The 21,607-nt window shown below is 61.3% G+C and carries 18 protein-coding genes; 8 read left to right on the top strand and 10 right to left on the bottom strand.

The genetic code is table 11. The features are described from left to right. Nucleotides 1–97 precede the first annotated feature (97 nt). Genes ABWW33_RS20285 through ABWW33_RS20275 form a run of 3 tightly spaced genes read right to left on the bottom strand, consistent with a single transcriptional unit; the run spans nt 98 to nt 5,567 of the window. Entirely contained in the window at nt 98–3,139 is a 3,042-nt protein-coding gene (locus ABWW33_RS20285; protein WP_353403442.1) for an efflux RND transporter permease subunit, read from the bottom strand. Further along, complete coding sequence (locus ABWW33_RS20280) at nt 3,136–4,209, bottom strand: efflux RND transporter periplasmic adaptor subunit (RefSeq protein WP_353403441.1); 1,074 nt, start codon at nt 4,207–4,209, stop codon at nt 3,136–3,138. Before ABWW33_RS20280 ends, ABWW33_RS20285 begins: the two co-directional genes overlap by 4 nt. Further along, the gene (locus tag ABWW33_RS20275; RefSeq protein WP_353403440.1) at nt 4,206–5,567 is read right to left on the bottom strand and encodes a TolC family protein; all 1,362 of its coding nucleotides are present in this window, start codon (nt 5,565–5,567) and stop codon (nt 4,206–4,208) included. Before ABWW33_RS20275 ends, ABWW33_RS20280 begins: the two co-directional genes overlap by 4 nt. A gap of 232 nt (nt 5,568–5,799) precedes the next feature. On the opposite strand from ABWW33_RS20275, the gene ABWW33_RS20270 reads away from it, so the two are divergent. Genes ABWW33_RS20270 through ABWW33_RS20255 form a run of 4 tightly spaced genes read left to right on the top strand, consistent with a single transcriptional unit; the run spans nt 5,800 to nt 11,517 of the window. Further along, entirely contained in the window at nt 5,800–6,453 is a 654-nt protein-coding gene (locus ABWW33_RS20270; protein ID WP_353403439.1) for a response regulator, read from the top strand. Next, a complete protein-coding gene (locus ABWW33_RS20265; protein WP_353403438.1) occupies nt 6,450–7,832 on the top strand; it encodes a sensor histidine kinase in 1,383 nt (460 codons plus the stop codon). Before ABWW33_RS20270 ends, ABWW33_RS20265 begins: the two co-directional genes overlap by 4 nt. Before the next feature lie 56 nt (nt 7,833–7,888). Next, the gene (locus ABWW33_RS20260; RefSeq protein WP_353403437.1) at nt 7,889–10,495 is read left to right on the top strand and encodes a TonB-dependent receptor; all 2,607 of its coding nucleotides are present in this window, start codon (nt 7,889–7,891) and stop codon (nt 10,493–10,495) included. Between the two features lie 26 nt (nt 10,496–10,521). After that, nucleotides 10,522–11,517, top strand: coding sequence for a YncE family protein (locus tag ABWW33_RS20255; RefSeq protein ID WP_353403436.1), 996 nt, complete (start codon nt 10,522–10,524; stop codon nt 11,515–11,517). 264 nt (nt 11,518–11,781) lie between these two features. On the opposite strand, the gene ABWW33_RS20250 is transcribed toward ABWW33_RS20255, so the two are convergent. The 5 genes from ABWW33_RS20250 to ABWW33_RS20230 form a co-directional block, all read right to left on the bottom strand. Then, nucleotides 11,782–12,579, bottom strand: coding sequence for a hypothetical protein (locus ABWW33_RS20250; RefSeq protein ID WP_353403435.1), 798 nt, complete (start codon nt 12,577–12,579; stop codon nt 11,782–11,784). Nucleotides 12,580–12,652: 73 nt separating this feature from the next. Beyond that, nucleotides 12,653–13,195, bottom strand: coding sequence for a cytochrome b (locus ABWW33_RS20245; protein ID WP_353403434.1), 543 nt, complete (start codon nt 13,193–13,195; stop codon nt 12,653–12,655). Between the two features lie 188 nt (nt 13,196–13,383). Continuing rightward, complete coding sequence (locus tag ABWW33_RS20240; protein ID WP_353403433.1) at nt 13,384–14,163, bottom strand: hypothetical protein; 780 nt, start codon at nt 14,161–14,163, stop codon at nt 13,384–13,386. Between the two features lie 172 nt (nt 14,164–14,335). Beyond that, entirely contained in the window at nt 14,336–15,742 is a 1,407-nt protein-coding gene (locus ABWW33_RS20235) for a sensor histidine kinase (RefSeq protein ID WP_353403432.1), read from the bottom strand. After that, on the bottom strand, nt 15,729–16,403 hold the full coding sequence (locus tag ABWW33_RS20230; protein WP_353403431.1) for a response regulator: 675 nt from the start codon (nt 16,401–16,403) through the stop codon (nt 15,729–15,731). Before ABWW33_RS20230 ends, ABWW33_RS20235 begins: the two co-directional genes overlap by 14 nt. 219 nt (nt 16,404–16,622) lie before the next feature. On the opposite strand from ABWW33_RS20230, the gene ABWW33_RS20225 reads away from it, so the two are divergent. From ABWW33_RS20225 to ABWW33_RS20210, 4 genes are all read left to right on the top strand, one after another. Next, entirely contained in the window at nt 16,623–16,754 is a 132-nt protein-coding gene (locus ABWW33_RS20225) for a hypothetical protein (RefSeq protein ID WP_353403430.1), read from the top strand. 168 nt (nt 16,755–16,922) lie between these two features. Next, on the top strand, nt 16,923–17,918 hold the full coding sequence (locus tag ABWW33_RS20220) for an ABC transporter substrate-binding protein (RefSeq protein WP_353403429.1): 996 nt from the start codon (nt 16,923–16,925) through the stop codon (nt 17,916–17,918). Beyond that, a complete protein-coding gene (locus ABWW33_RS20215; RefSeq protein WP_353403428.1) occupies nt 17,918–18,694 on the top strand; it encodes an ABC transporter ATP-binding protein in 777 nt (258 codons plus the stop codon). Before ABWW33_RS20220 ends, ABWW33_RS20215 begins: the two co-directional genes overlap by 1 nt. Before the next feature lie 18 nt (nt 18,695–18,712). Further along, entirely contained in the window at nt 18,713–19,582 is an 870-nt protein-coding gene (locus ABWW33_RS20210) for an ABC transporter permease (RefSeq protein WP_413449507.1), read from the top strand. Nucleotides 19,583–19,757: 175 nt separating this feature from the next. On the opposite strand, the gene ABWW33_RS20205 is transcribed toward ABWW33_RS20210, so the two are convergent. Continuing rightward, nucleotides 19,758–20,795, bottom strand: a complete 1,038-nt coding sequence (locus tag ABWW33_RS20205; protein ID WP_353403427.1) for an isocitrate/isopropylmalate dehydrogenase family protein — start codon at nt 20,793–20,795, stop codon at nt 19,758–19,760. Between the two features lie 238 nt (nt 20,796–21,033). Further along, nucleotides 21,034–21,607: ABC transporter ATP-binding protein (locus tag ABWW33_RS20200; protein WP_353403426.1), on the bottom strand; the 574-nt coding region annotated here is incomplete at its 5' end.

The raw sequence follows: 21,607 nt of genomic DNA, 5'->3' as shown, positions 1-21,607 counted from the left end.
CGACATAGGGACACCCTTCCCGAGGGGCGGGTTTTTCAGTTCGGCGTTCAGCTCGCATCAGGTCTCTTGGGGGCGGAAGAACGGTCTGGACAGAAGTTTATGCCTTGTTCCGGCTGCGCGTCACATGGGCCAGCACCGGCATCAGCAATAGTACCAGCGGCAGCTGCACCACCAAACCGGAGATGATGGCGATGGCCAGCGGTTGCTGCATTTCCGAACCCTTGCCGATGGCAAAGGCCAGCGGCAGCAGCGTCAGGATCGCCGCCAGCGTGGTCATCGCAATCGGGCGCATGCGGTTGATGCCGGCTTCAACCAGCGCTTGTTCCATCGGCATACTGCGCACCAGTTCCTGTTGTTCAGAGTAGTAAAAGATCGCCACCTCGGTCGCCATGCCGATGATCATGGTCATCCCCATCATGGCGGAAATATTCAGCTCAGTTCTGCTGACCCACAGACCTGCGAACACCGCCGACACCGCCAACAGCGCCGTCACCAGTATCGACAGCGCGACGCGGAAGCTCTCGTACATAAACAGCAGCAATAGAAACACCAGCGCGGCCGCCGCCGCGAACACCACCAGCAAGCCCTGGAACGCGATTTGTTGTTGCTCGTAGAGTCCGCCCAGCGTGAAATATGCGCCGGCCGGCAACGCATCCGGCAGAGCCATCGTTTGCTTTACGTCGGCAATGACCGAGCCCAGATCGCGCCCGCTGATGCGTGCGGTCACGGCGACCATGCGCTTGAGGTTTTCGCGGGTGATCTGCGGCTGGCCGGTGACTGCCTGCATCGTCGCCACCCTTTGCAAGGGAAACAGGTGGCCGTCCGGCGCGCGAATTTGCAGTTGCAGCAGCGCCGCATCCGTGCTCCGCAAGTTCTTGGGTATCCACAGGCGCAGGCCCACCATTTTCGGGCCGGTGGCGACGCGCGTCGCGACCACGCCGTTCAACATCGCATCGACCGATTTGCTGATCGCATCGACATCGGTGCCCTCCTGTGCCGCCTTGGTCGGGTCGATATGAATCAGCAGCGCGTCGCCGGCCGGATTGATGCCGTTGCGGACATCGACCACGCCACCAATTTTCGCGATGCGCGCGGCGACTTTCCGCGCCGCGAGATTCAATTGCCCGGCCGTGTCGGCGAAGATCTTGATCTCCACCGGCTGCGGCACCGCCGTCAGGTCGCCGATCAGGTCTTCCATCAGCTGCGCCATTTCAATCGTCAGACCCGGCACATCGCGTTCGACGCGGCTGCGGATATCGTCCATCACCGCTTCCACCGGGCGCCGATTGACCGCCTTGAGGCGGATGAAGAAATCGCCACTGTTCGCTTCGCTCAGACCGCCGCCCAAGCCGGTGCCCGTGCGGCGCGAGTAGCTTTCCACGTCGGGCGTGCTGCGCACGATCTGCTCGACCTGGCGCAGCAGGCGGTCGGTTTCGGACAGCGCGGTGCCGGGCTGACTGCGGTAATCCAGTACAAAGCCGCCCTCGTCCATCGCCGGCATAAAGCCCGAACCGACCGCCCGGGATGCCAGGAAGCCGGCCATGACCAGCAGCGCCACCGCCGGCAGCACCAGCAGCGGGCGAAGGAACAGCGCCTGCAACGTTGTGCGGTAACGCCGCTGCAACCATCGCAGCAAGCGCGATTCCGGACGCGGCTCGGCGTCGCGCGCCCTGAGGAAGCGCTCGGCCAACAACGGAACGGCCAGCCACGTCAGCAGGAAAGAGATGAACAGGGCCGCCGCCATGGTCAGGGACAGAGCCTTGAAAAATGCGCCGGTCACGCCACTGAGGAAAGCCAGCGGCGCAAAAATCACCAGCGTCGAACCGCTGGACCCGGCCAGCGGACGGGTAAATTCGATCGCCGCCGACACCACGCGTTCGTGCATTTCCCCTTGCCCGCCCTGCAACCGGCGCACGATATGCTCGATCATGACAATCGCATCGTCGATGATCAGCCCCACCGCCGCCGCCATGCCGCCCAGCGTCATGATGTTAAAACTCATGCCCAGCACCGACAGCAGCAGCACCGTGCTGGCCAGCACCGCCGGCACCACCACCACCGCGATCATCGTCACCTTGACGTTACGCAGAAATAACAGCAGTACCAGGGCGGACAGGCCTATGCCGATCAGCACCGCATCGCGCACGCTGGTCGCCGATTCCGTCACCAGTTCGCTCTGATCATACCAGCTGGCGATGCGCACGCCAGCCGGGATATTGTGCTGGTACTCCGCCAGCTTGGCCTTGATGTCGGCGGCGATCTGTACGCTGTTGCTGCCCGGTTGCTGGTAAACAGAAAACAATACGGCATCGCGGCCATCGGCGGTCACCCGTGTCCACTCCGGCACCACCGCCTGCTCCACAGTACCGACGTCCGCCAGCCTCACCATGGCGCCGGCGGCGTTGCGCAGCACGGTCTGGCGAATCTGGGCCAGGCTTTGCAGTCGGGTGTCGGACATTACAAGATACAGCTTGTAGTGATCCTCAAGCCGGCCCACCGCCGACAGCACATTGCTCACCGACAGTATGCGCGCCACTTCGTCCAGCGTCAGGTCGTGCGCGCGCAGACGGGCCGGATCGACCGTCACGCGATACTCCTCCAGCGCGCCGCCCATAGTTTGCACGCTGGACACCCCATTGACGCCGGACAGCAATGGCCGCAGCTGATATTCCGCCAGATCGCGCAACTGCACCGGCGACAGCGTGCTCGACACCAGGCTGTAGGCAATGATCGGAAACACGGTTGGATCCATGCGCCGCGTCGTCATCTGCGTGCCCGCAGGCAGTTGGCCGAGGATCTGGGCGATGGCGGCGTTCACTTCCAGCGTGGCGCCGGCCATGTCGCGGCCCCAGTCGAAATTGATCGATACTTCGGCCGAGCCGCGGCTGGTGGTCGAACGCAGGTTGCGCACGCCCGGCACGCGCCGCACCGCCTCCTCCACCGGCCGTGTCACCAGCATTTCCATCTGCTCCGCCGGTTGATCGCCGGCGTCGAGCGACACCACGGCGCGCGGGAACGAGATGGTCGGGAACAGCGACACCGGCAGGTGGAAGGCCGCCACCATCCCCGCCATGGCCAACATCAATAGCAGGAACAAGATGGAACGGCGGTGCGACTGGGCCCATGCCGCGACGCTCATGGCGTGCTCCCGCGCACGACATCGCCGTCTTTCAGTTCGTAGTTCCCCAGTACCACCACCGGCAGTGCCGCCTCGAGCGCACCTGCGACACCCAGAGTGAGGTCCGCCTCCACCAGTTTGCGCACGGCCACGCGGCGGGCCCTGCCCTTCGCCACCTGGAACAGGTAGGCGCCCTCATCGTCAACCAACACCGCCTGACGCGGCACCGACCATGCGGAACGACTGCCCAGCTCGATCAACGCCTGGACGTGGGTGCCGACCGGCAGCCGCGCTTGCGCTGAGGCGGGAAGCATGGCAATCGCGCCGGCCATCTGAGTCTTAGGATCGACCATGTTCTGTATCGAGGCAATCGTGCTGGCGACCGCCGGCGCGCCATCCTGAAGCGGAACGAGCGTGAGCTTCATGCCGGTTTTCAGTTCGGCGATGCGCGCAGGCTCGACCGCAAGGAGTACTTTCAAGGTATCGGTGCGTCCGACCTGCACAATGGTGGCGCCGGCCGCCACGCGGTCGCCCTGCGCCACCGGGACGGCGACGACAACGCCGTCGAACTGCGATGTCAGATTGACCATGCCGTGGGCGCCGTTCAGGTGCTCCTGTGCCGTCAACATGGCTTTCGCATCTGCCTCCGCCTTGACGGCGCCGTCAACCTGGGATTGCGTGGACAGCTGCAAAGCCAGCAGCTCCCGCTGGCGTTCGAGCTCACGCCGGGCGAATGCCAATGCGCTGGCCGCCTGCTCATACGCCACCAGTACATTCGGATCGCTGGACAGGACGGCAAGCAGATCGCCGCGGCGCACAGCTTGCCCGGGAACAACAGCCATCCGTGCCACCTGCCCGGCCTGGGGCTGGCTCTGCGACTCGACCTTGCCCGCAGCAATGTCGCCGAACGCGCTCATGGTCAAAGGCATGGGTTGCATGCTGGTTTTGACTGTCTGCACCAGCACACTGCCACCGCCGGTCTCGTCGCCGCCAGCCGCCGCGTTCGCGCCCCCCGGCTGAGCGTACCACCAGGCGCCGCCAGCGGCCAAGGCCAGCAACAGCGCGGCACCGATCAAATTCTTCCGGGTCATGGTTGAGTACTTTCAAGGTTGGTGATATCGATGCCGAGCAGGGTGCGCAAGCCGATCCGCTGTTCCAGCAATGCTTGCTGAAGGCCAATTATCTCCAGCTGCTTGGCCAGCAGCGCCGAGCGCGCCAGAGCATAGGCCAGCACATCGGCATCGCCGGCGCGCAGGGCCTTGTCGCTGCGCGCCAGCACATGCACCTGTTCCTGCAAGTCGGCGTCCAGCCTGGCGGCCTGCGCGAGGTTGAGTGCCTGCTCATCCAGGATGCGCTGGACATCGTTGCGCGCAGCCTGCACCCGCACCTGGTATTCGTCGTAAGCCTTTTGACGGGTGGCCTGTTCGATCGCGATGTTGCCACGATTGCGGTTCAGAAATGGCAGCGACATGCTGATGCCGATACCGCTCGAATACACGTTACTGGAGTCGCGCGCGCGCGTAAAACCGAGGTTTATCGCGGGGAACTGTGCGAGTAGCGCGCCGCGATAACGCTGGTCTTCTGCCTGATAGGCAGTTTGCAACGCGCGCAGGTCGGGACGCCGCTGGGCAATATCGGCCAGCGCCGACTGCACCAAGGTCGCATCCACGATGCCGACCTCGCTGCCTTGCTGCAGTACCAGCACGGTGTCGGGCGCGATTCCGAGCAAGGCGTTCAGTTCATGGGCGGCCTGGTTTTGCAATTTCTTCAGGTCAAACAATTGGCGGTCGACATCCTGCAGCGCCGCCAGATTCGGCGTGACCGCGTCGCTGTTGAGCAAGCCGCTATCGAGAGCCTGGCGAGTGCGCGCATAACGGTCGGCGAACACCTGGCGGGTATCGTTCAAGACGGCCATCTGCTTGCGGCCCTGCACGACCTTGACGAACTGCAATTGTGCTTGCGAGGCCACCTGCCACTCCTGCCACAGCAGCGTGAGATCGGTTTTGGCCGCATCACGATCGGCCGCACGGTGGAGCGCGCCATGCGTCAGCAGGCTGGTGATGTCATAGCTCAGACCAGCGCTGAACGCGCGGGTCGCCCCGGTCCCGCCGCTGTTGGACATATCGCCGCTGAGGGAGAGCTGCGGGTCGGGCAGCAAGCCGGCAGAGAACGATTGCGCGTGCGAGATCATCGCATCATCGCGCACCAGCCTCAAATCAGGATTGTTGACCACGGCCAGCATCGCCACTTCGACGATATCGAGGCCGTCGTCGGGATGAAAACGGTGTGCCGCCATCGGCGGAAACGGCAGGCTGCGCGTATCCACCACCAGGTCGGCCGGCTTGCCCTCCCGTAACGGCAGCGGCTGGTAGCTGGAGCAAGCCGACATCAATACGCCAGCCAGCAGCGGGCCGCACCGCAACAGCGGAATTTTCAGTGCCAGTAACATAGGTGGGATCCAAGCAGAGCCAACAATGAGTGCAGCTTACTTGCGGAAGAATTAAGTGCACGTTAAGCCGCGACCGAACGCTGCGGCAGGCGATGCAATGCCATGTTCTCGCCCCCTACCTGTCTTTCAGCTAAGTTTGCTGTAATCAAGCCTACATATTTGCTTGCCATACTTGCCGCTTGTTCAAGGTGCCGGATCGTCCGGTGCCCGCCAAGTCAAAGGATGGTCCAGCGTGCGCGTACTACTGGTGGAAGATGATGACATGGTGGGCGAGGCGATGCAGTTGGCGCTGCGGCAGGCACATTTCGTGGTGGACTGGATCCGCGACGGCAGGAAGGCGCTGGAGGCGCTCTTCGCCAACTACGATATGGTGCTGCTCGATCTCGGCTTGCCGGGCTGCGACGGCCTGACCGTCATGCAAGCGTTGCAGAAGAATGCGCCGTTGTTGCCGGTGATGATAGTCAGCGCCCGCGACGCGCTCGGCGACCGGGTGCGCGGACTGGACCTTGGCGCCGACGACTATATCCTGAAGCCTTTCGACATGCCGGAACTGCTGGCGCGCATGCGCAGCGTGCAGCGCCGCTACCGCAAGCAGAACGAACGCCACATCGGCACCGACGCGATCCGGCTCAACCTCGACTCCCTGTGCATGTGCGTGGGCGAACTGGAGGCCCCGCTGTCCCAGCGCGAAGCGTCGCTGATGCAAGCCCTGCTCGCCAGGCCGGGAGCTATCCGCTCGCGCGAAGCGCTGGAGCGCGAGGTGTATCATGGCGACGATGAAGTGTCGAGCAATGCGCTGGAATTCCTGATTTACTCCATCCGCCGTAAATTCGGCCAGTCAACCATCCGCAACGTGCGCGGCATGGGCTGGGCGGTAGCCAAATGAGGCACCTGCGGTCACTGCAAGCTAGACTGGCGTTGTGCCTCACCGGCGTGATGCTGGTCGCCGCCGGCATCGCCGGCACCGTGTCCTACCGCACGGCCTTCCATGAAGTCAACGAGCTGCAGGACGACCAGTTGCGCCAGATGTCGGCGCTGGCGAAGCGGCGGCACATGGCCACGCCTTACGGCCTGCAAGACCTGGACAACCACGTGGTGGACGTTGGCGCACGCATCATAGTCCAGCTGCTGCACAACGGTGTCTGGGGCGAAGTGGAAGGCGGCGCGGTTCCACTCCCGCTGGCGGTCGGCGTTGCAGACGGCTTGCAGACCTTGGAGGTGCAAGGCCGGCAGCTGCGCCTGTTCATTCGCACCCTGCCCGGTGGCGATCGCGTGGCGGTCAGCCAGAGCACCGCAGTCCGCGATGAAGTGGCGCACAACGCCGGCAAGACCACCATCGTCCCCATCGCCGTGCTGATTCCCATCCTGGTGCTGGCAACGATCGCTCTGATACGGCACATGCTTGCACCGGTCATGCGCCTGGCCCACGAACTGGACCGGCGCGGCGAGGATCAATTGACCGCGCTCGACGACCGCGACGTGCCCAGCGAAGTCCTGCCATTCACCGCCGCCATCAACCGCTTGCTGCATCGCGTCGAGCAGACGATGGCACAACAGCGGCGTTTTGTCGCAGATGCGGCCCATGAATTGCGAACACCGCTGACCGCCATTTCGCTACAAGCGGAACTACTGGCCAGCCTGAATCTGAGCGAGCAGGCCCAGCCCAGGTTGCAATCCCTGCAACGCGGCATCTTGCGGGCCCGCCATCTGGTCGCCCAGTTGCTGCTGCTGGCCCGCCTGCAAGGCCGCGATCCCTTGAGCAGGGATACCGTCGCGATCGGCGCGGTATGCCAGAACGTGCTGGAGGACCTGCTGCCCCTGGCCGACCAAAAGCAGATCGCTCTCACCGCCAGCGTGGACATGGCTTGCAATGTGCAGTCCAACGCCATGGACTTGAACGCCGTGCTGTGCAACCTGATAGACAACGCCATCCGCTACACCCAGGCAGGGGGCCAGGTGGACATCCATATCGAATACATCGCTGCGGCGCTGCACATAAGCGTCAGCGACAACGGACCCGGCGTGCTGGAGCACGAACGAGAGCAGGTGCTGTCGGCATTCTATCGCGGCGCGGCAGTCAACGAATCCGGTTCCGGCTTGGGACTGGCGATCGTCCACAACATCGTTCAGCGCATGGCGGGGACGATGACGCTGAGTTCCAGCCAGCCCGATGGCAGCGGCTTGACGGTACGCATTGTCCTGCCCATCGCGCCTTCGGCAAGCTCCGGCTCGCCCCGATCAGGTCAGCAAAGCCGCACCCACTGAAGCCTTCCCTTCCTCGCCCCAGCCACGGACCTACTTCATTTTCAGCGAAAGCACGTATGCAAACCAGACCATTCCAGCAAGCCATCCTTCCCGCTCTCATCAGCCAACTCTTCCTGGTGCCGGCCTACGCGGCCGACCCGGCCGATCCAGCACCGTCCGGTGACGCTATCCAGGTGATAGTGGTGGATGCCCAGCGCGCGACCAACTCCAGTGCCCGCCAAGCCCAGGAGCAGGCTCCCAACCTGATCAACTTGATGACGGCGGCGGAGATGCGCAAGCTGCCGGATGTGAACATCGCCGAGTCGGTGCGGCGCATTCCCGGCATCTCGCTGGAGACCGACACCGGCGAGGGACGCTTCGTCAATATCCGCGGTCTGGACGCCGATCTGAACAGCACGACCTTCGGCGGCCTGCGGCTTCCGCCCTCAAACAACGCCTCGCCGTTCGGCGGCGGCCGCGCGGTGGCGCTGGACGCGATCCCCACCGGCCTCGTCGGCGCCATTACGGTTACCAAATCCAATCTTCCTGAACAGGATGCCGAAGCGCTGGGCGGCACGATTGAAATCACCCCGAAAACCGCGCCGCGCAACGGCAAACCCTTCCTCGAAGCGCGTATCGGCACCGGCAGCGAATCGCTGCGCGGCACGAATATCGCCGATCTGTCGCTCACCGCCGGCACCCGCTTCGGCGGCGGCGAACCGGGCAAAGGCGGCGCAGCGGCCTATTCGGACCATCCTTTCTCGATCGTCGTCACGGCGGCTTACTATGAGGACAAACGCGGCATCGACGACGTCGAACCGGCGTTTCTCGACGATGGTATCCACTCCCCTTTGACCTACGCCGGCTGGGATCAGCGATGGTACCAGTATCACCGTCGCCGCCATGGCGTCGGCCTGGACCTGGGCTACCAGCCGGATGCGCACAACAGCTATTACCTCCGCGGCTTCGACGCGGGCTACACCGAGTCGGTTCTGCGCCAGCGGCTGACCGTGACGCCGGACGGCAGCCCGCAGCCCGCCGCCAACGGCTTCATCGACGGCATGGGCGCCAATGGCTTCGACAAGACCTTACGCGACGAGCAAGAAACCATCAACAACAAGATCTTCGTGGCCGGCGGCAAAAACCAACTGGAATACGCGGTGCTGGACTACCGCCTTGGCTATACGCGCGGTTCCTACAACAAGCTGCATGACTACAATTCCGATTTTAACTACACGCCCTCTGCCACGGCCACCGTCAGCTATGCCAATAGCGGACCGGGCAACGTGCCGGCGTTTGCCGTGAACGGTGCGGACTATCTGAATCCGGCCAATTACGGCTTGGTCAAGTTCCAGAACAGCACAACAGACATATCGGACCACGAATGGTCGCTGGCCGCCAATCTCAGATGGGACACCCGCGTAGGCGGCTACGACGAGGAGAGCTTCAAGGCAGGCGCCAGCGCCCGACTACGCAAGCGCGTGGTGAACGGCCAGCCCTATTCGTTCGCCAATCTTCCGCCATTGCCGCTGACCGCGGCGGCGGGAGGTCCCGGCATCGTGTTCTATGACGGCCTCTATCAGAACGGTCCGCAGTTGATGCCCGGGCTGCTGCAAAGCCTGTATGGCAGCAAGCAGTTCGTGTCCGCCTCCGACGCCCAAAACGCCGCGCTTCAGTATTTGCAAGACAAGGAAGACGTCTACGCAGGCTACGGCCAATACCAGATGCGTTCCGGCCCGCTGGGCATCACCGCCGGCCTGCGGGTGGAGATGACGCGTGCCAACTACGCGGCCAATGCCAAGGGCAGCGACGCCGACGGGAATACCCTGATCCAGCCGGACAGCCGGGACCGCAACTACGTCAACTGGTTCCCCAGCGTGCAGGCACGCTATGAACTTGGCGGGGCGACGTTATTGCGCGCGGCTTACTCGTCGACCATCGCCAGGCCCGGCTTCAGCCAGGTATCGGCTTCGCTCAATATCGACCCGGGCGCCAACACGGTCACCCGAGGCAATCCCGACCTGAAGCCGACCACGGCAAATTCGTTCGACCTGTCGCTCGAACGTTATTTGCCCAACGCCGGCATTGCCTCCATCGGCATCTTCGACAAGGAGATCAGCCATTACATCGCTGCCAGCCAGACCAGCCAGACCTTCCCCAACAATGGCTTGTTTGCCGGTTTTGTCGGCGTCGCCCACGTCTATTCGTTTGCCAATGTCGGGAAGTCGACCGCGCGCGGCCTGGAGCTGAACTATGAGCAGCGCTTCACCACCTTGCCTGGTTGGCTCGGCGGCCTTGGCGCCAGCGCCAACTATACTTTTGTCGATTCGCGTTTCGAAATCCGTCCCGGCGAAACCTCGACCCTGCCATCGACTTCACGCAACACGGTCAATGCGGCCCTCTTCTATGAGACCGGCCCATGGAATCTGCGTCTGGGAATGTACTCCTTGTCGCGCAACCTGTGGGCAATCGGCAGCAGCGCTCCGCTCGACGTGTACGCCGAACGCCGCACCTCGGTGGACTTCGGCGGGTCATACGCACTCAACAAGCACGTGTCGCTGTATATTAACGCCAAGAACCTCAGCGACACGCCGCTCAAGTTTGCCGAAGGCACTACGAATCGCACCATCCAGCGGGAATACTACGGCGCCACCTATCAGGCCGGCGTCAACCTCACCTATTGACCTTGCCCACCATTTTGGACCATGACATGAAACACACCACGCGCTTTGCCCACACCCTGCTTGCCCTGCTGCTGGCTCCTTTCCTCACGCCGTGCAGTACGGCGGCCACGCCGGATTATGCCGTCCATGACCGCATCGCCTTGAGCGGCGACGGCAAATGGGACTATGCCAGCATCGACGCCAGCCAGCACCGGCTGTACGTCACCCATGGCAACCAGGTCCAGGTGGTCGAACTGGCTACGCATAAAATGGCGGGTGCCATCACCGGCACCGAAGGCGTGCACGGCGTCGACTTCGCACCGGAACGGAACCTGGGCTTCACCAGCAATGGACGCTCGGACAGCGTCACCGTCTTTGCGCTCGACAGTCTGGCCGTCAAGCAGCAAGTCAAGGTCAGCGGAAAAAATCCCGACGCGATCCTTTACGTTCCGCAAGCCCATCAGTTGTACACCTTCAATGGCGGCAGCGCCAACGTAACGGTATTCGATGTGCCTGACATGCGGATCATCTCCACCATCAAAGTCGGCGGCCGACCGGAATTTGCCGTGAGCGACGGCGCCGGTCGCATTTACCTCAACATTGAGGACAAAAATGCGATCGAGGTGATCGACATCGCGGCCGGCAAAGTCGTCGAGCACTGGCCACTGGCAGGCTGCGAAGAACCGACTGGACTGGCGCTCGATATTGCCCACGCGCGGTTGTTTACCGTCTGCAAGAACAAAACGGGGATGGTCGTCGACGCGCGGAATGGGAAACACATGGCCGACTTTGCCATCGGCACCCATCCTGATGCCGTCGTCTACGACGCCGCGACAGGCCGCATCTACGTCTCCAACGGCGACAGCGCCACGCTGACCGTGGCCCAGCAGCTATCGCCTGATCGCTATCGCGTACTGGCCAACGTGCCGACCGCTGCCGGCGCGAAGACGATGGCATTCGATCCTTCGACCAAGTACGCCTATTTGCCGGCGGCAATCGACGGCACATTGAAGGTGCTGGTGGTCGCTCCCGCAGACAAATAGCCCATGCGATCGCGCAATCATCCTTGATACGCTACCACCCGGGCAGTTGCCCCGTCAAACGCGTACTAGCGCGATTCTTGCCTCCAATCGCTAGCTCGTCTTGTATCTGCTTTCCCTATCTCCTCGCCCCGTCAATCACGATGAGAAAAGTTAACATCCCGCTGTGGTCATTTTAAAATAGCTTCAGGTGTCTCGACTGAGACGCGACAGAACCCTTGAGTCAGGGGTCGAACGTCGTTGAAATTTCGCGTAAATTTTTCGTTCTCAGTCGGGGCGCGCCACGGTCCAAAGTACTGCGGCCCGAAACAGGGCCAGTCCTTCAGGGCGCATTTGTTCAAACGTGTCCTGCCAGAGGAAAAAGCTCATACGCCGGGCCGGAGCCAGGAACTCGCTGTTCATCGTCGCACCCTTCTCGTACGCGAAGATTGCGGCCTTGTCGGGCTCACCGCGCAAGGTTGCAATCGTAATGGCGCCCAGACCCGGCTTACCCCAGTTCATCTTCAGATTTTCATCGTTCAGTACATTTTGGATGCCAGCTGTCAGGCCCGCCGCCAGCGGATGCGGCGCATTGACTAACCAGAGAAAACGTTGATTATCATCGGTACCATAGTCACGACCATTTTTGAGCGCCGTCATGCCAAGCTCACCTAGCAGATCATTTTCAAAGGTAATCAGCGGAACCTCCAGATAGCGATATTTACTACCAACATCAAGCGCATCGACCGATTCGGAAATGATGATCAGATCCTGATTCTGAGCGGCTTCCAGCGGCGTGCTTTCATCGGCAGCGGTTACCGTGAAGCCTAACGACTTGAGAAAATCAATGACCTTGTTGTCATTGCGGCGCCAAGCTTCCAATGCCGGTATGCGTTTGGGGTCTGCCGGTGGCGGCACCGTAGCCTTGACTCTTTCCAGCTTGGTCCGGTTATAAACATAGAGCACTTTTTTGCCGTGCGCGGCCGCTGGATCCACCGTCGCGGCAGAGGAAAAACCAGATAGGCCAAGCAGCACGATGCCGAGTGTGATGCAGGCAGAAGCGAAAGAGCGACGCAACGTATTCATGTTATTTTGCCCCAGGTAGTGGTGGTGGTAGCAGCAAGCCCAAAAGGAGTATGCGTCCCGGGTTGCCGGGAATTTATGCGTCGATGACTTTTGAGTCCTCAATGCGGCCAGGAAGCATTCGCCTGAGCACGTCGTCTTTCCGGATAAAGTGATGAACCAGCGCTGCTGCTGCGTGCAGACCGACGACGGCAAGAATGACGTCCGCCACGGTTGCGTGAATGAATTCGATCTGGTTTTTCAGCGCTCGGTTAGCCGGATCGAAAGCAGGAATTTTGTACAAATTGAAGATGACATCACCGCGGCCCCAAACATTCGCCAGGCCCAGGATCACTTCTGCAAGGATCAGTGCATACAAACTGAGATGAACCAGTCTGGACATGAATGGTAGTAGCCCCGTCGCAGAAAAGCGCTCGCCATGTCTGGCGCGCCACCAGAGCCGATACAGCATCACGAAACCAAGCAATAAGCCCACCCCCATGTGAATACTGCGCACAGTAATCTTCGGCGGTCCTTTGGGAAAAAAATCGATAATCTGCGCGCATCCCCACACCAATGCAAGCAAAATGACAACCAGCCAATGCAGACGGATGGTCTTAGGGTCATATCGTGTTGGCATTTATCGGAGCCCTCTCTTATTGCTATTGCGTCGGCAGCCAAATATTTTCATATCCGAAGAATACGCGGCGAACCTGAATGAATCCTGAAAAAAACTTGAAAATACTGGCATCTGCTTCTGCACGCGAAAGCATCCGCCGATTCCATGCCTGTGCGGCAAGGTGAGACGGGGAAACGTGGAACGGTGGGTCAGTTGCCGAGAGGAACGCCGACGATCATCTTGATCACCCAGCGATCCGATGCCGCGCCGTTGCCGCGTCCGACACCCAGGTTCAGATCCCAGCCGCGCACTGCTGTGTCGAGTACTGCGTACACGGTGCGCGTTTGGGGGCCGAGGCGGCGCAATTCACCCATCGCGTTGTAACTTTCGACACCGACCATGCAGTCCGAGTCGGTTCGGTAGGCCAGCTTGCCCGCCAGTTCCAGTGTGGCGGGGCTGGAGATGGGACCGGAAACTTTGAAGTCGACGTTGGCGTTAACGGCGGCTTTCCATCGCGCGCTCTGATATCCGAAGATGCCTTTCAGTTCGCCGTTCCATGGATTTTCATCGAGCCGGTAACTGACCCGGCCCAACTCCAGGTTGGCGCCGTAGAAGAAAGGGGAGTTTTGGAACGTCGGTGCAATGAATTTCAGGCGCAGCTTTGCACCGTCAGTACGGAGCTGTCCATCCGGGTCGCGCGAGGACAACAGATAGGCGCCCAGTTCCAGATTCGGCGTCCAGCCGTAAGAAAATTCTGGCGTGATGCGCAACGTATGGCGCGCTGGCTGCGCGCCAGGATAGTTGACACCGGCGGCGCCCGACACGACATAGTTGTGATGCACGTCCAGCCCGAATGTGCCGGGCATATTCATCTCGTTCATGTATACCTGGATTTCTTCCGGTGCGGCCTGAGAGGAGCCGGCCACAGCGACCAACAGCAGCCCGGCGGCGCACTGTGCGAGTGCGGCACGTGTCAGTTTGGTTGTCATTTGCAGTCGGGATCGGTGGAAGGGGTTTATCGGAACAAGCGCATCATGCGAGCGCTAGGTGAAACCAACCTGAATTCTGATCCACGAAACACGCGGCCAGTGCCGGCAGCATCCGCTGGAGTTTAAGCCCGTCTTGGTGGCCCCGTCGCTGGAGTGCCATGCTGTCGAGCGGCTAAAGATCTCGTGACGACTCAACAAGAAGCGGAAGCACAACATCGACTTGCAGCCCTATTCCTTCTGCTGGCACTGAGAGCGAAATTTGTGCGCCCAAGACTACACATATTTCCTTCACAATAGCCAAGCCAAGGCCAGAGCTGTTGGGGCGGGCCACATCGAGGCGGTAGAAACGTTCGAACACCTTGTCGCGCTCGTCTGCCGGAATGCCGGGGCCGTTGTCGACCACACGAAGCCACCCCTGGTCGGCACGCCGAGACAGCGCAACCGTTACCGTGCTGCCACGCGGTGTATGCTGGATCGCGTTGTCCACCAAGTTGGACACCAGTTCCCGCAGCAGGTGTGGTGGAGCAACCACCATGATGGTCTCATCAACGCAATCGACACCCAGGTCGATTTGCCGCTGCTGGGCCAGCGGCGCCAGGGCGTCAAGCGCCTCGATCAACACTACCGACAACTGGATGTGCGGCGCGTCTTCCTGTTGCTGACGCTTGCGCTCCAACGAGGCCAGCACCAGCAGCTGGTTGATCACCCGCGTGCCCTGCTGCACCGATTTCTGGATCGCCGTCAGCACCTCCTTCTGGGTGCCATGCAGTCCCGGACTGCGTTGCGCAAAATTGAGCTGCGACGAGATGATGGCAAACGAGGTCCGCAGCTGATGGGCAGTGTTGGCCACAAAGCGTTCGTAGGACGACAGTGCATAATCGAGCCGGCCGACATAGTCATTGATTGCGTCGGCCAGCGGCTGCAATTCGATCGCCTCGCTGCTCGCGTCAAGCGTTTCCAGCGAACCCGGACTGCGCCGCTGCAGCTTTTCTCCAAAGCGGGCCAGCGGCTTGAGTGTCCAGCGCAGGGTGATGATCAGCCCCAATATCACGATGGCCAGGATCAGCAAATGCTGGCGCATGGTCAGCAGGAACAAGTCCCGGCGAAAGGCTTCATGGCCACGCAGGGTCTGGGCAACCTGGGTGACTGCGAATTCACCTGCCGGCATATTGGGCAAGGCTTGGGCGTAGGCGATGGTGCGGGCCGGCTCGCCGCGCATGGTGGTAATGAAAAAATCCTCTTGCTCGATGGCGAGCGCTCCCGGATAGGGAGTCAGTTTTGCGTCGCCGGCGATCAATTGGCCGCTCTTGCTGCGGACCGAATAGAACACCATGTCGTGATATTTGCTGGCGAACAGTTCCAGAGCGGCCGGCGGAATACTGATCTCATAGCCGCCATCGACCGACACCAGTTGTTCCGCGATGATGCGCGCCGAGCCTTTCAGCAATTGCTCCTGCACCAGCGTCGCGATCCGATCGGTGCTGCGGTAGGTGACGATCAGGTCGATCGCCGAGATGATGACAGAGGGCAGGAAAACCCATAGTCCCAGCCGCCATTTCAGACTGTTAAGCGGTCGCATCAGGGGTCAGCATGTAGCCCAGTCCGCGCAAGGTGATGATCTGCGCGCCCGAGAACTCGAGTTTTTTGCGCAGCCGAAGAATGTAAATTTCCAAGGCCTTGGGCGAGACACAATCGTCAAGCGTGCACAGACTGTCGCACAGCGCCTTCTTCGCGACCGTGGAACCCTGGTGGCGTATCAGCATTTCCAGGATGGCGTGTTCGCGCGGGGTGGGATTCAAGTCCTGCCTGTTGATGAAGAAGCGTTTCGAATTGCTTTCGTAGCGCACGGCGCCGCAGTGCAGCACCGGATTGACCCTGCCGCTGGCACGCCTGAGCAGTGAGCGCAGGCGCGCTTCCAATTCCGTGATATCGAAGGGCTTGGCCAGGTAATCGTCAGCGCCCAAGTTGAGGTGTTCGACAATGCCGGGCAAAGAATCCTGCGCGCTGATGATCAACACCGGGGTCGGATCATCCTTCCCGCGCAAGCCTTTCAGCACGACTTGGCCCTGGATGCCTGGCAAGGTGAGATCCAGCAGGATGGCATCGTACTGTTGCGTCATCAGCAGGGTATTGGCTTCCTCGCCGCTGTAAGCTTGTTCCACGGCGTAGCCCGACTGGTTCAGCAGGCGCTTCAACCAGGACGCCAGTTCACGGTTATCTTCGACCAGCAATAGTTTCATAGCATTCCATGTTGCAGTAAGACAGCCGTTGTCGGTGTCGTATTTTGGTGCGGCCCGGCCGACTGTAGGCAAATTGAAGGGTTCGCTCTCGTATCTTGTTGTGTCGTACAGGCAACGAAAATATCGCTAGCCATATTACTCTAAAAAACCAGGAGACAGAACCCATGACAGCCAAACTCGTCCCATGGCGGCCGCGCCCGCAAGGCCGCTGACCCAGCCATGAAGGAGCTGGCCAATTTCCAGCAAGCCAGCACCTCGACCATCAGGAAGCCGGTCAAAGGCAACGATTTTGAGCGCCTGTATGGCCTGATCCACCGTAGCGTGAGCAGCCATAACCGTGCCACGCGCTGACCGACAGGGCGGTGTCCTGGCTTGGCGACAATCGCTGAGGCCAGGGGGGCATGCGTTGCCGCTTCTGATGGCAGGCTGCGGACAATGACATATGATGAATGTTCGCGCTGCCGGTCGGGCTTGCTGACGCAGGCGAGATTATTAAAATAAATATAACGGAGACTCCCCATGAAATCCATTCTCTGCGCCATCACGGCCTGGCTTTTGCTGACCGCTGCCAGCGCGTCCCATGCGTCCGATAAAATCACCATCATGGTCGGCGGGATAGAAAAACATATCTACTTGCCGGCCAAGCTGGCGGAACAACTCGGCTACCTCAGGGAGACCGGGCTGGACGTCGAACTGCTTAGCGAACCGACCGGGGTAAATGCAGAGACCGAATTGCTGTCGGGCGCGGCGCAAGGCGTGATCGGCTTCTACGACCACACCATCGATTTGCAGGCGCGGGGCAAGCTGGCGCAGTCGGTGGTGCAGTTCAGCCACACGCCCGGCGAAGCAATCCTTGTGTCCAGGGCCGCCAGCGGACACATCAAGTCGCCGGCCGACTTCAAGGGTCGGAGGCTGGGCGTGACAGGACTGGGGTCGTCCACCAATTTCCTGACGCTATATCTGGCAGCCAAAGCGGGCATCAAAAGCACCGAATTCAGCACCTTGCCTGTGGGTGCGGGCGCGACCTTCATTGCAGCCATGGGACAGGGAAAGATCGAGGCCGGCATGACCACCGAGCCCACCATCTCGCGTCTGGTGCACACAGGCGCGGCCAGCATCCTGGTGGACTTGCGCTCGCCGAAGGAGACGGAAAAGGCGCTAGGCGGCACCTATCCCGCCGCCTGCCTGTACATGGAGTCGGCCTGGGTCAACACCCACAAGCCACAGGTGCAAAAGCTGGCGAACGCCTTTGTCAAGACCCTGCGTTACATCCGCAGCCACAGCGCCAAGGAAATTGCTGACAGGATGCCGGCCGACTATTACGCGTCGGACAAGAAGATGTATATCGAAGCGTTGGAGAACAGCAAGGTCATGTTTACCGACGATGGCGTGATGCCCGCCAACGGCCCGGCCACCGTACTGGGCGTGCTGAATGCCTTCGACAAGTCGGTCCAAGGCAAGTCGATCAACTTGGCCAATACCTACACCACTGAATTCGTGAAAGCTGCCAAATAATGAAGGTACCCGCCGTCGAGCTCAACAATGTCAGCAGGAAGTTTGTCAGCCCGCACGGCAAAGTCACGTTGGCGCTGCGCGAGTTCAGTCTGACCGTCCATGCCGGAGAATTCTGCGCCATCGTCGGACCGACCGGTTGCGGAAAATCAACAGCGCTAGACATGATTACCGGCCTCAACCCACCGTCATCGGGTACGGTCCGCGTGTTCGGCCGGCCGGTAACCGGTATCGATCCAAACATCGGCTTCGTGTTTCAGGCCGACGCCGTGTTTCCATGGAAAAACGTGATCGACAATGTTGCGATCGGCCCGCTCTACCGTGGCATGGACAAGACAGCCGCCAGGGACAAGGCGGCTGGCTGGGTACTGCGGGTAGGACTGACTGGATTCGAGCAGCATTATCCACACCAGCTGTCAGGCGGCATGCGCAAGCGGGTGGCATTGGCCCAGACCTTTATCAATGAACCCAAGATTTTGCTGATGGATGAGCCATTCTCGGCGCTCGACGTGCAGACGCGGGCATTGATGCAGGCAGAGCTGCTGGAACTGTGGTCGGAGCAACAGGCATCGGTGGTGTTTGTCACCCATGATATCGAGGAAGCCATTGCACTGGCCGACCGTGTGGTTGTGCTGAGCAAGGGCCCCGGCAACGTCAAGAGCACGTATCAGATTCCCCTGGCGCGGCCGCGCGACGTAACCAAGGCCCGCTATACGCAGCCATTCATCGACCTGTCGAAACAGATCTGGTCGGATCTCAAGGACGAAGTCCAGGTTTAATCCTTACGGAGAATATCTATGCACGCAATGACAACGGGGAGCAGTTCCGGCACGCCGGGCGACGGTAGCCAGGAACGCGCAGCAATGGCACGCGCCGTCAATCACTGGCGAGTGGTGCTGTTGCTGCGCGTCGCACTGGCGCTGGTGACGCTGGGCGCCTGGGAATTTTCCGTGCAATGGCAATGGCTGGATCCGTTCTTCTTTTCGCAGCCCTCCGCGATCTACCAGCAGTTGGTGAGCTGGCTGGCTGAAGGGACGGCGCAAGGGCCGCTGTGGGCTGAGCTGCTGGTGACCATGGAGGAGACCGTGCTGGGTTTCCTGATCGGCAGTATGCTGGGCATACTATTCGGCATCGCACTTGGCCGCAACAAGCTCATATCCGACGTGCTGAGCATTTACATCAAGGTGGCCAATGCCATACCGCGTGTAGTGCTGGGTTCGATTTTCATCATCATGTTCGGACTTGGCATGGGCTCCAAGGTGGCGCTAGCGGTGGTCATGGTATTCTTTGTCGTGTTCGGCAATGCCTTCCAGGGAGTACGGGAAGCCGACCGCAATCTGATCGCCAATGCTTATATCCTGGGCGCTAGCAAGCGCCAGGTTACATTCACCGTGGTATTTCCGTCAGCCCTGAGCTGGATCCTGGCTAGCCTGCATGTCAGCTTTGGTTTCGCCCTGGTCGGCGCGGTGGTGGGCGAGTTCCTCGGAGCGCGGCACGGCATCGGCCTGCTGATCGCCACGGCGCAGGGCACTTTCAATGCGGCTGGCGTGTTCGCGGCGATGATCGTGCTGGCGTTGGTGGCCTTGGGAGCGGAGTATCTGCTGACGACTATCGAAATCCGCTTGCTGAAATGGCGCCCGGTCCAACTCTTCGAGCATGGAACATAATGGCCCCGTGCCGGCACCCTGTCGTGACTGAGCAAACCTGGCCTCCGCGCTACCCGTGCGAGTGTGATCGCCACGGCACGCAGCAGTTCCGGCTGCTATCAGCAGTCGCGGCGCGCTAGCGCGCCACCAGCCCTCTGGTAGCGAGCATCTGTTCAGTGGCGCGTAAGGTCCGCCATTAAGGCATGCCCAGACGGCGCACGATGGCATCGGTGAACTGCTGGGTCGTGGCAGTCCCTCTCAGGTCGCCGGTGGCGATGTGGTCATCGTTCAGCGTGGCGGAGATCGCCATGCGCAGCCGCAGCGCCAGGTCGTCGCGCCCCACGTGGTCGAGCATCTGGCCGGCCGCCAGCAGCAACGAAATCGGATTGGCGATGCCCTTGCCGGCGATGTCGGGGGCCGAGCCGTGCACCGCCTCGAAGATGGCGGCATCGGCGCCGATGTTGGCACCGGGCGCCATGCCCAGCCCACCCACCAGTCCCGCCAGCTGGTCCGACAAGATGTCGCCGAACAGGTTGGTACACAACAGCATGTCGAACTGCCACGGATTGAGCACCAACTGCATGGCGCAGGCGTCGACGATCATGTCGTTCATCTGCACCCGTCCTTCGTAGTCGCGCGCGACTTCGCGCGCCGCCTCCAGGAAGATGCCGGTCAGCGCCTTCAGGATGTTGGCCTTGTGCACCACGGTGATTTTCTTGCGGCCGTGCTTGACGGCGTACTCGAAGGCGAAACGGGCGATCCGGCGGCAGCCATCGCGGGTGTTGATGCCAGTCGACGCTGCCGCCGCCCGCGGATCGTCGCCGATCGGGATGTAGTATTCGTGCGCCACATAGAAGCCGCCGATGTTTTCCCGCACCAGCACGATGTCGATGTCCTCGTAGCGCCCGGGAACGAGGGTCGAGACCGGACGGACGTTGGCGTACAGCTGGAATTCCTCACGCAGCCGCACATTGGAGGAGCGGAAGCCGGTGCCGACCGGCGTGGTCAGCGGTCCCTTGAGCGCCAGACGGGTGCGGCGGATGCTGGCCAGCGTCGCTTCCGGCAGCGGATCGCCGCTGCTGTTGACGCCGGCCATGCCGGCCTGCTGGACGTCCCACGCAAACGGCATGCCGAGGGCGCCCAATACTTGGACTGTTGCGCCGACCACTTCCGGGCCGATCCCATCGCCGGGGATCAGCGTCACCGGTATTTCTAATTTGTTCTTGTTTATCATGGTTTTCTATTTACACGAATTCTTGATTGAAGGTAGACCGTACACGTATAGGCCATCTTGCCGTCCCCTAGCTGGGCCGGTCCGATTCGTCCGCGCTGCCTTTAAGAGGCCGACAACGTCAATCCCATCGAAGTTCACGGCCCGATCTCGTCACTCCGTCTTACGCCTCCATGCATCGAAAAGTTCACTACCATTGCGACCGCCTCCACCAAGGAAATCGTCGCTGAGCGACGGGGCATCAGAACACCCACAGTTTGTCGGCCGGCAGCTGTAGCCAGTAGCCGCCAGCTTCCAGCTTGTACTTGGAGTAGGCCCGCACGCTGATGCCGTCGGGTCCCTTGAACAGGCACTCGAAGCGGTCGCCCAGGTACATGCAGGTCAGCAGCGGCAACTGGATCGCGTTGTCCACCGGCGTCGCGCTGACCTTCACTTCTTCCACGCGGATGATGGTCGACGGGTCGCCGGACGCGACGCCGCGCCCCGTGCCCTGCAGCCGGATGCCGCCGACCTCTAACAGTGCATTGGCGCCGTCGCGCTGCACGACGGTGGCGGGCAGGCGGTTGTTACTGCCCATGAACTCGGCCGTGAACAGGGTGTTCGGCGTTTCGTACATGCTTTGCGGCGTGCCCTGCTGTTCGATCTTGCCGTTATTGAGCAGCAGGATGCGGTCGGAAATCGCCATCGCCTCGGCCTGGTCGTGGGTGACCATCAGCGCCGACAGGCCCATACGCACGATCAGCTCGCGCAGGAAGGCGCGCGCCTCCTCGCGCAGCTTGGCGTCCAGGTTGGACAGCGGTTCGTCCAGCAGGATC

Origin of the sequence: Duganella hordei, assembly GCF_040369125.1 — a bacterium.
GTDB classification, from domain to species: Bacteria; Pseudomonadota; Gammaproteobacteria; order Burkholderiales; family Burkholderiaceae_D; genus Rugamonas; species Rugamonas hordei.
Note: the sequence above shows the minus strand (reverse complement) of the source record. Positions and strands in the feature narration are given on the sequence as shown.

Coding starts and splice junctions, on each gene's coding strand:
- ABWW33_RS20285 (WP_353403442.1), bottom strand. CDS start 3,139: ATGAGCGTCGCGGCATGGGCCCAGTCGCACCGCCGTTCCATCTTGTTC.
- ABWW33_RS20280 (WP_353403441.1), bottom strand. CDS start 4,209: ATGACCCGGAAGAATTTGATCGGTGCCGCGCTGTTGCTGGCCTTGGCC.
- ABWW33_RS20275 (WP_353403440.1), bottom strand. CDS start 5,567: ATGTTACTGGCACTGAAAATTCCGCTGTTGCGGTGCGGCCCGCTGCTG.
- ABWW33_RS20265 (WP_353403438.1), top strand. CDS start 6,450: ATGAGGCACCTGCGGTCACTGCAAGCTAGACTGGCGTTGTGCCTCACC.
- ABWW33_RS20260 (WP_353403437.1), top strand. CDS start 7,889: ATGCAAACCAGACCATTCCAGCAAGCCATCCTTCCCGCTCTCATCAGC.
- ABWW33_RS20255 (WP_353403436.1), top strand. CDS start 10,522: ATGAAACACACCACGCGCTTTGCCCACACCCTGCTTGCCCTGCTGCTG.
- ABWW33_RS20250 (WP_353403435.1), bottom strand. CDS start 12,579: ATGAATACGTTGCGTCGCTCTTTCGCTTCTGCCTGCATCACACTCGGC.
- ABWW33_RS20245 (WP_353403434.1), bottom strand. CDS start 13,195: ATGCCAACACGATATGACCCTAAGACCATCCGTCTGCATTGGCTGGTT.
- ABWW33_RS20240 (WP_353403433.1), bottom strand. CDS start 14,163: ATGACAACCAAACTGACACGTGCCGCACTCGCACAGTGCGCCGCCGGG.
- ABWW33_RS20235 (WP_353403432.1), bottom strand. CDS start 15,742: ATGCGACCGCTTAACAGTCTGAAATGGCGGCTGGGACTATGGGTTTTC.
- ABWW33_RS20230 (WP_353403431.1), bottom strand. CDS start 16,403: ATGAAACTATTGCTGGTCGAAGATAACCGTGAACTGGCGTCCTGGTTG.
- ABWW33_RS20225 (WP_353403430.1), top strand. CDS start 16,623: ATGAAGGAGCTGGCCAATTTCCAGCAAGCCAGCACCTCGACCATCAGG.
- ABWW33_RS20220 (WP_353403429.1), top strand. CDS start 16,923: ATGAAATCCATTCTCTGCGCCATCACGGCCTGGCTTTTGCTGACCGCT.
- ABWW33_RS20215 (WP_353403428.1), top strand. CDS start 17,918: ATGAAGGTACCCGCCGTCGAGCTCAACAATGTCAGCAGGAAGTTTGTC.
- ABWW33_RS20210 (WP_413449507.1), top strand. CDS start 18,713: ATGCACGCAATGACAACGGGGAGCAGTTCCGGCACGCCGGGCGACGGT.
- ABWW33_RS20205 (WP_353403427.1), bottom strand. CDS start 20,795: ATGATAAACAAGAACAAATTAGAAATACCGGTGACGCTGATCCCCGGC.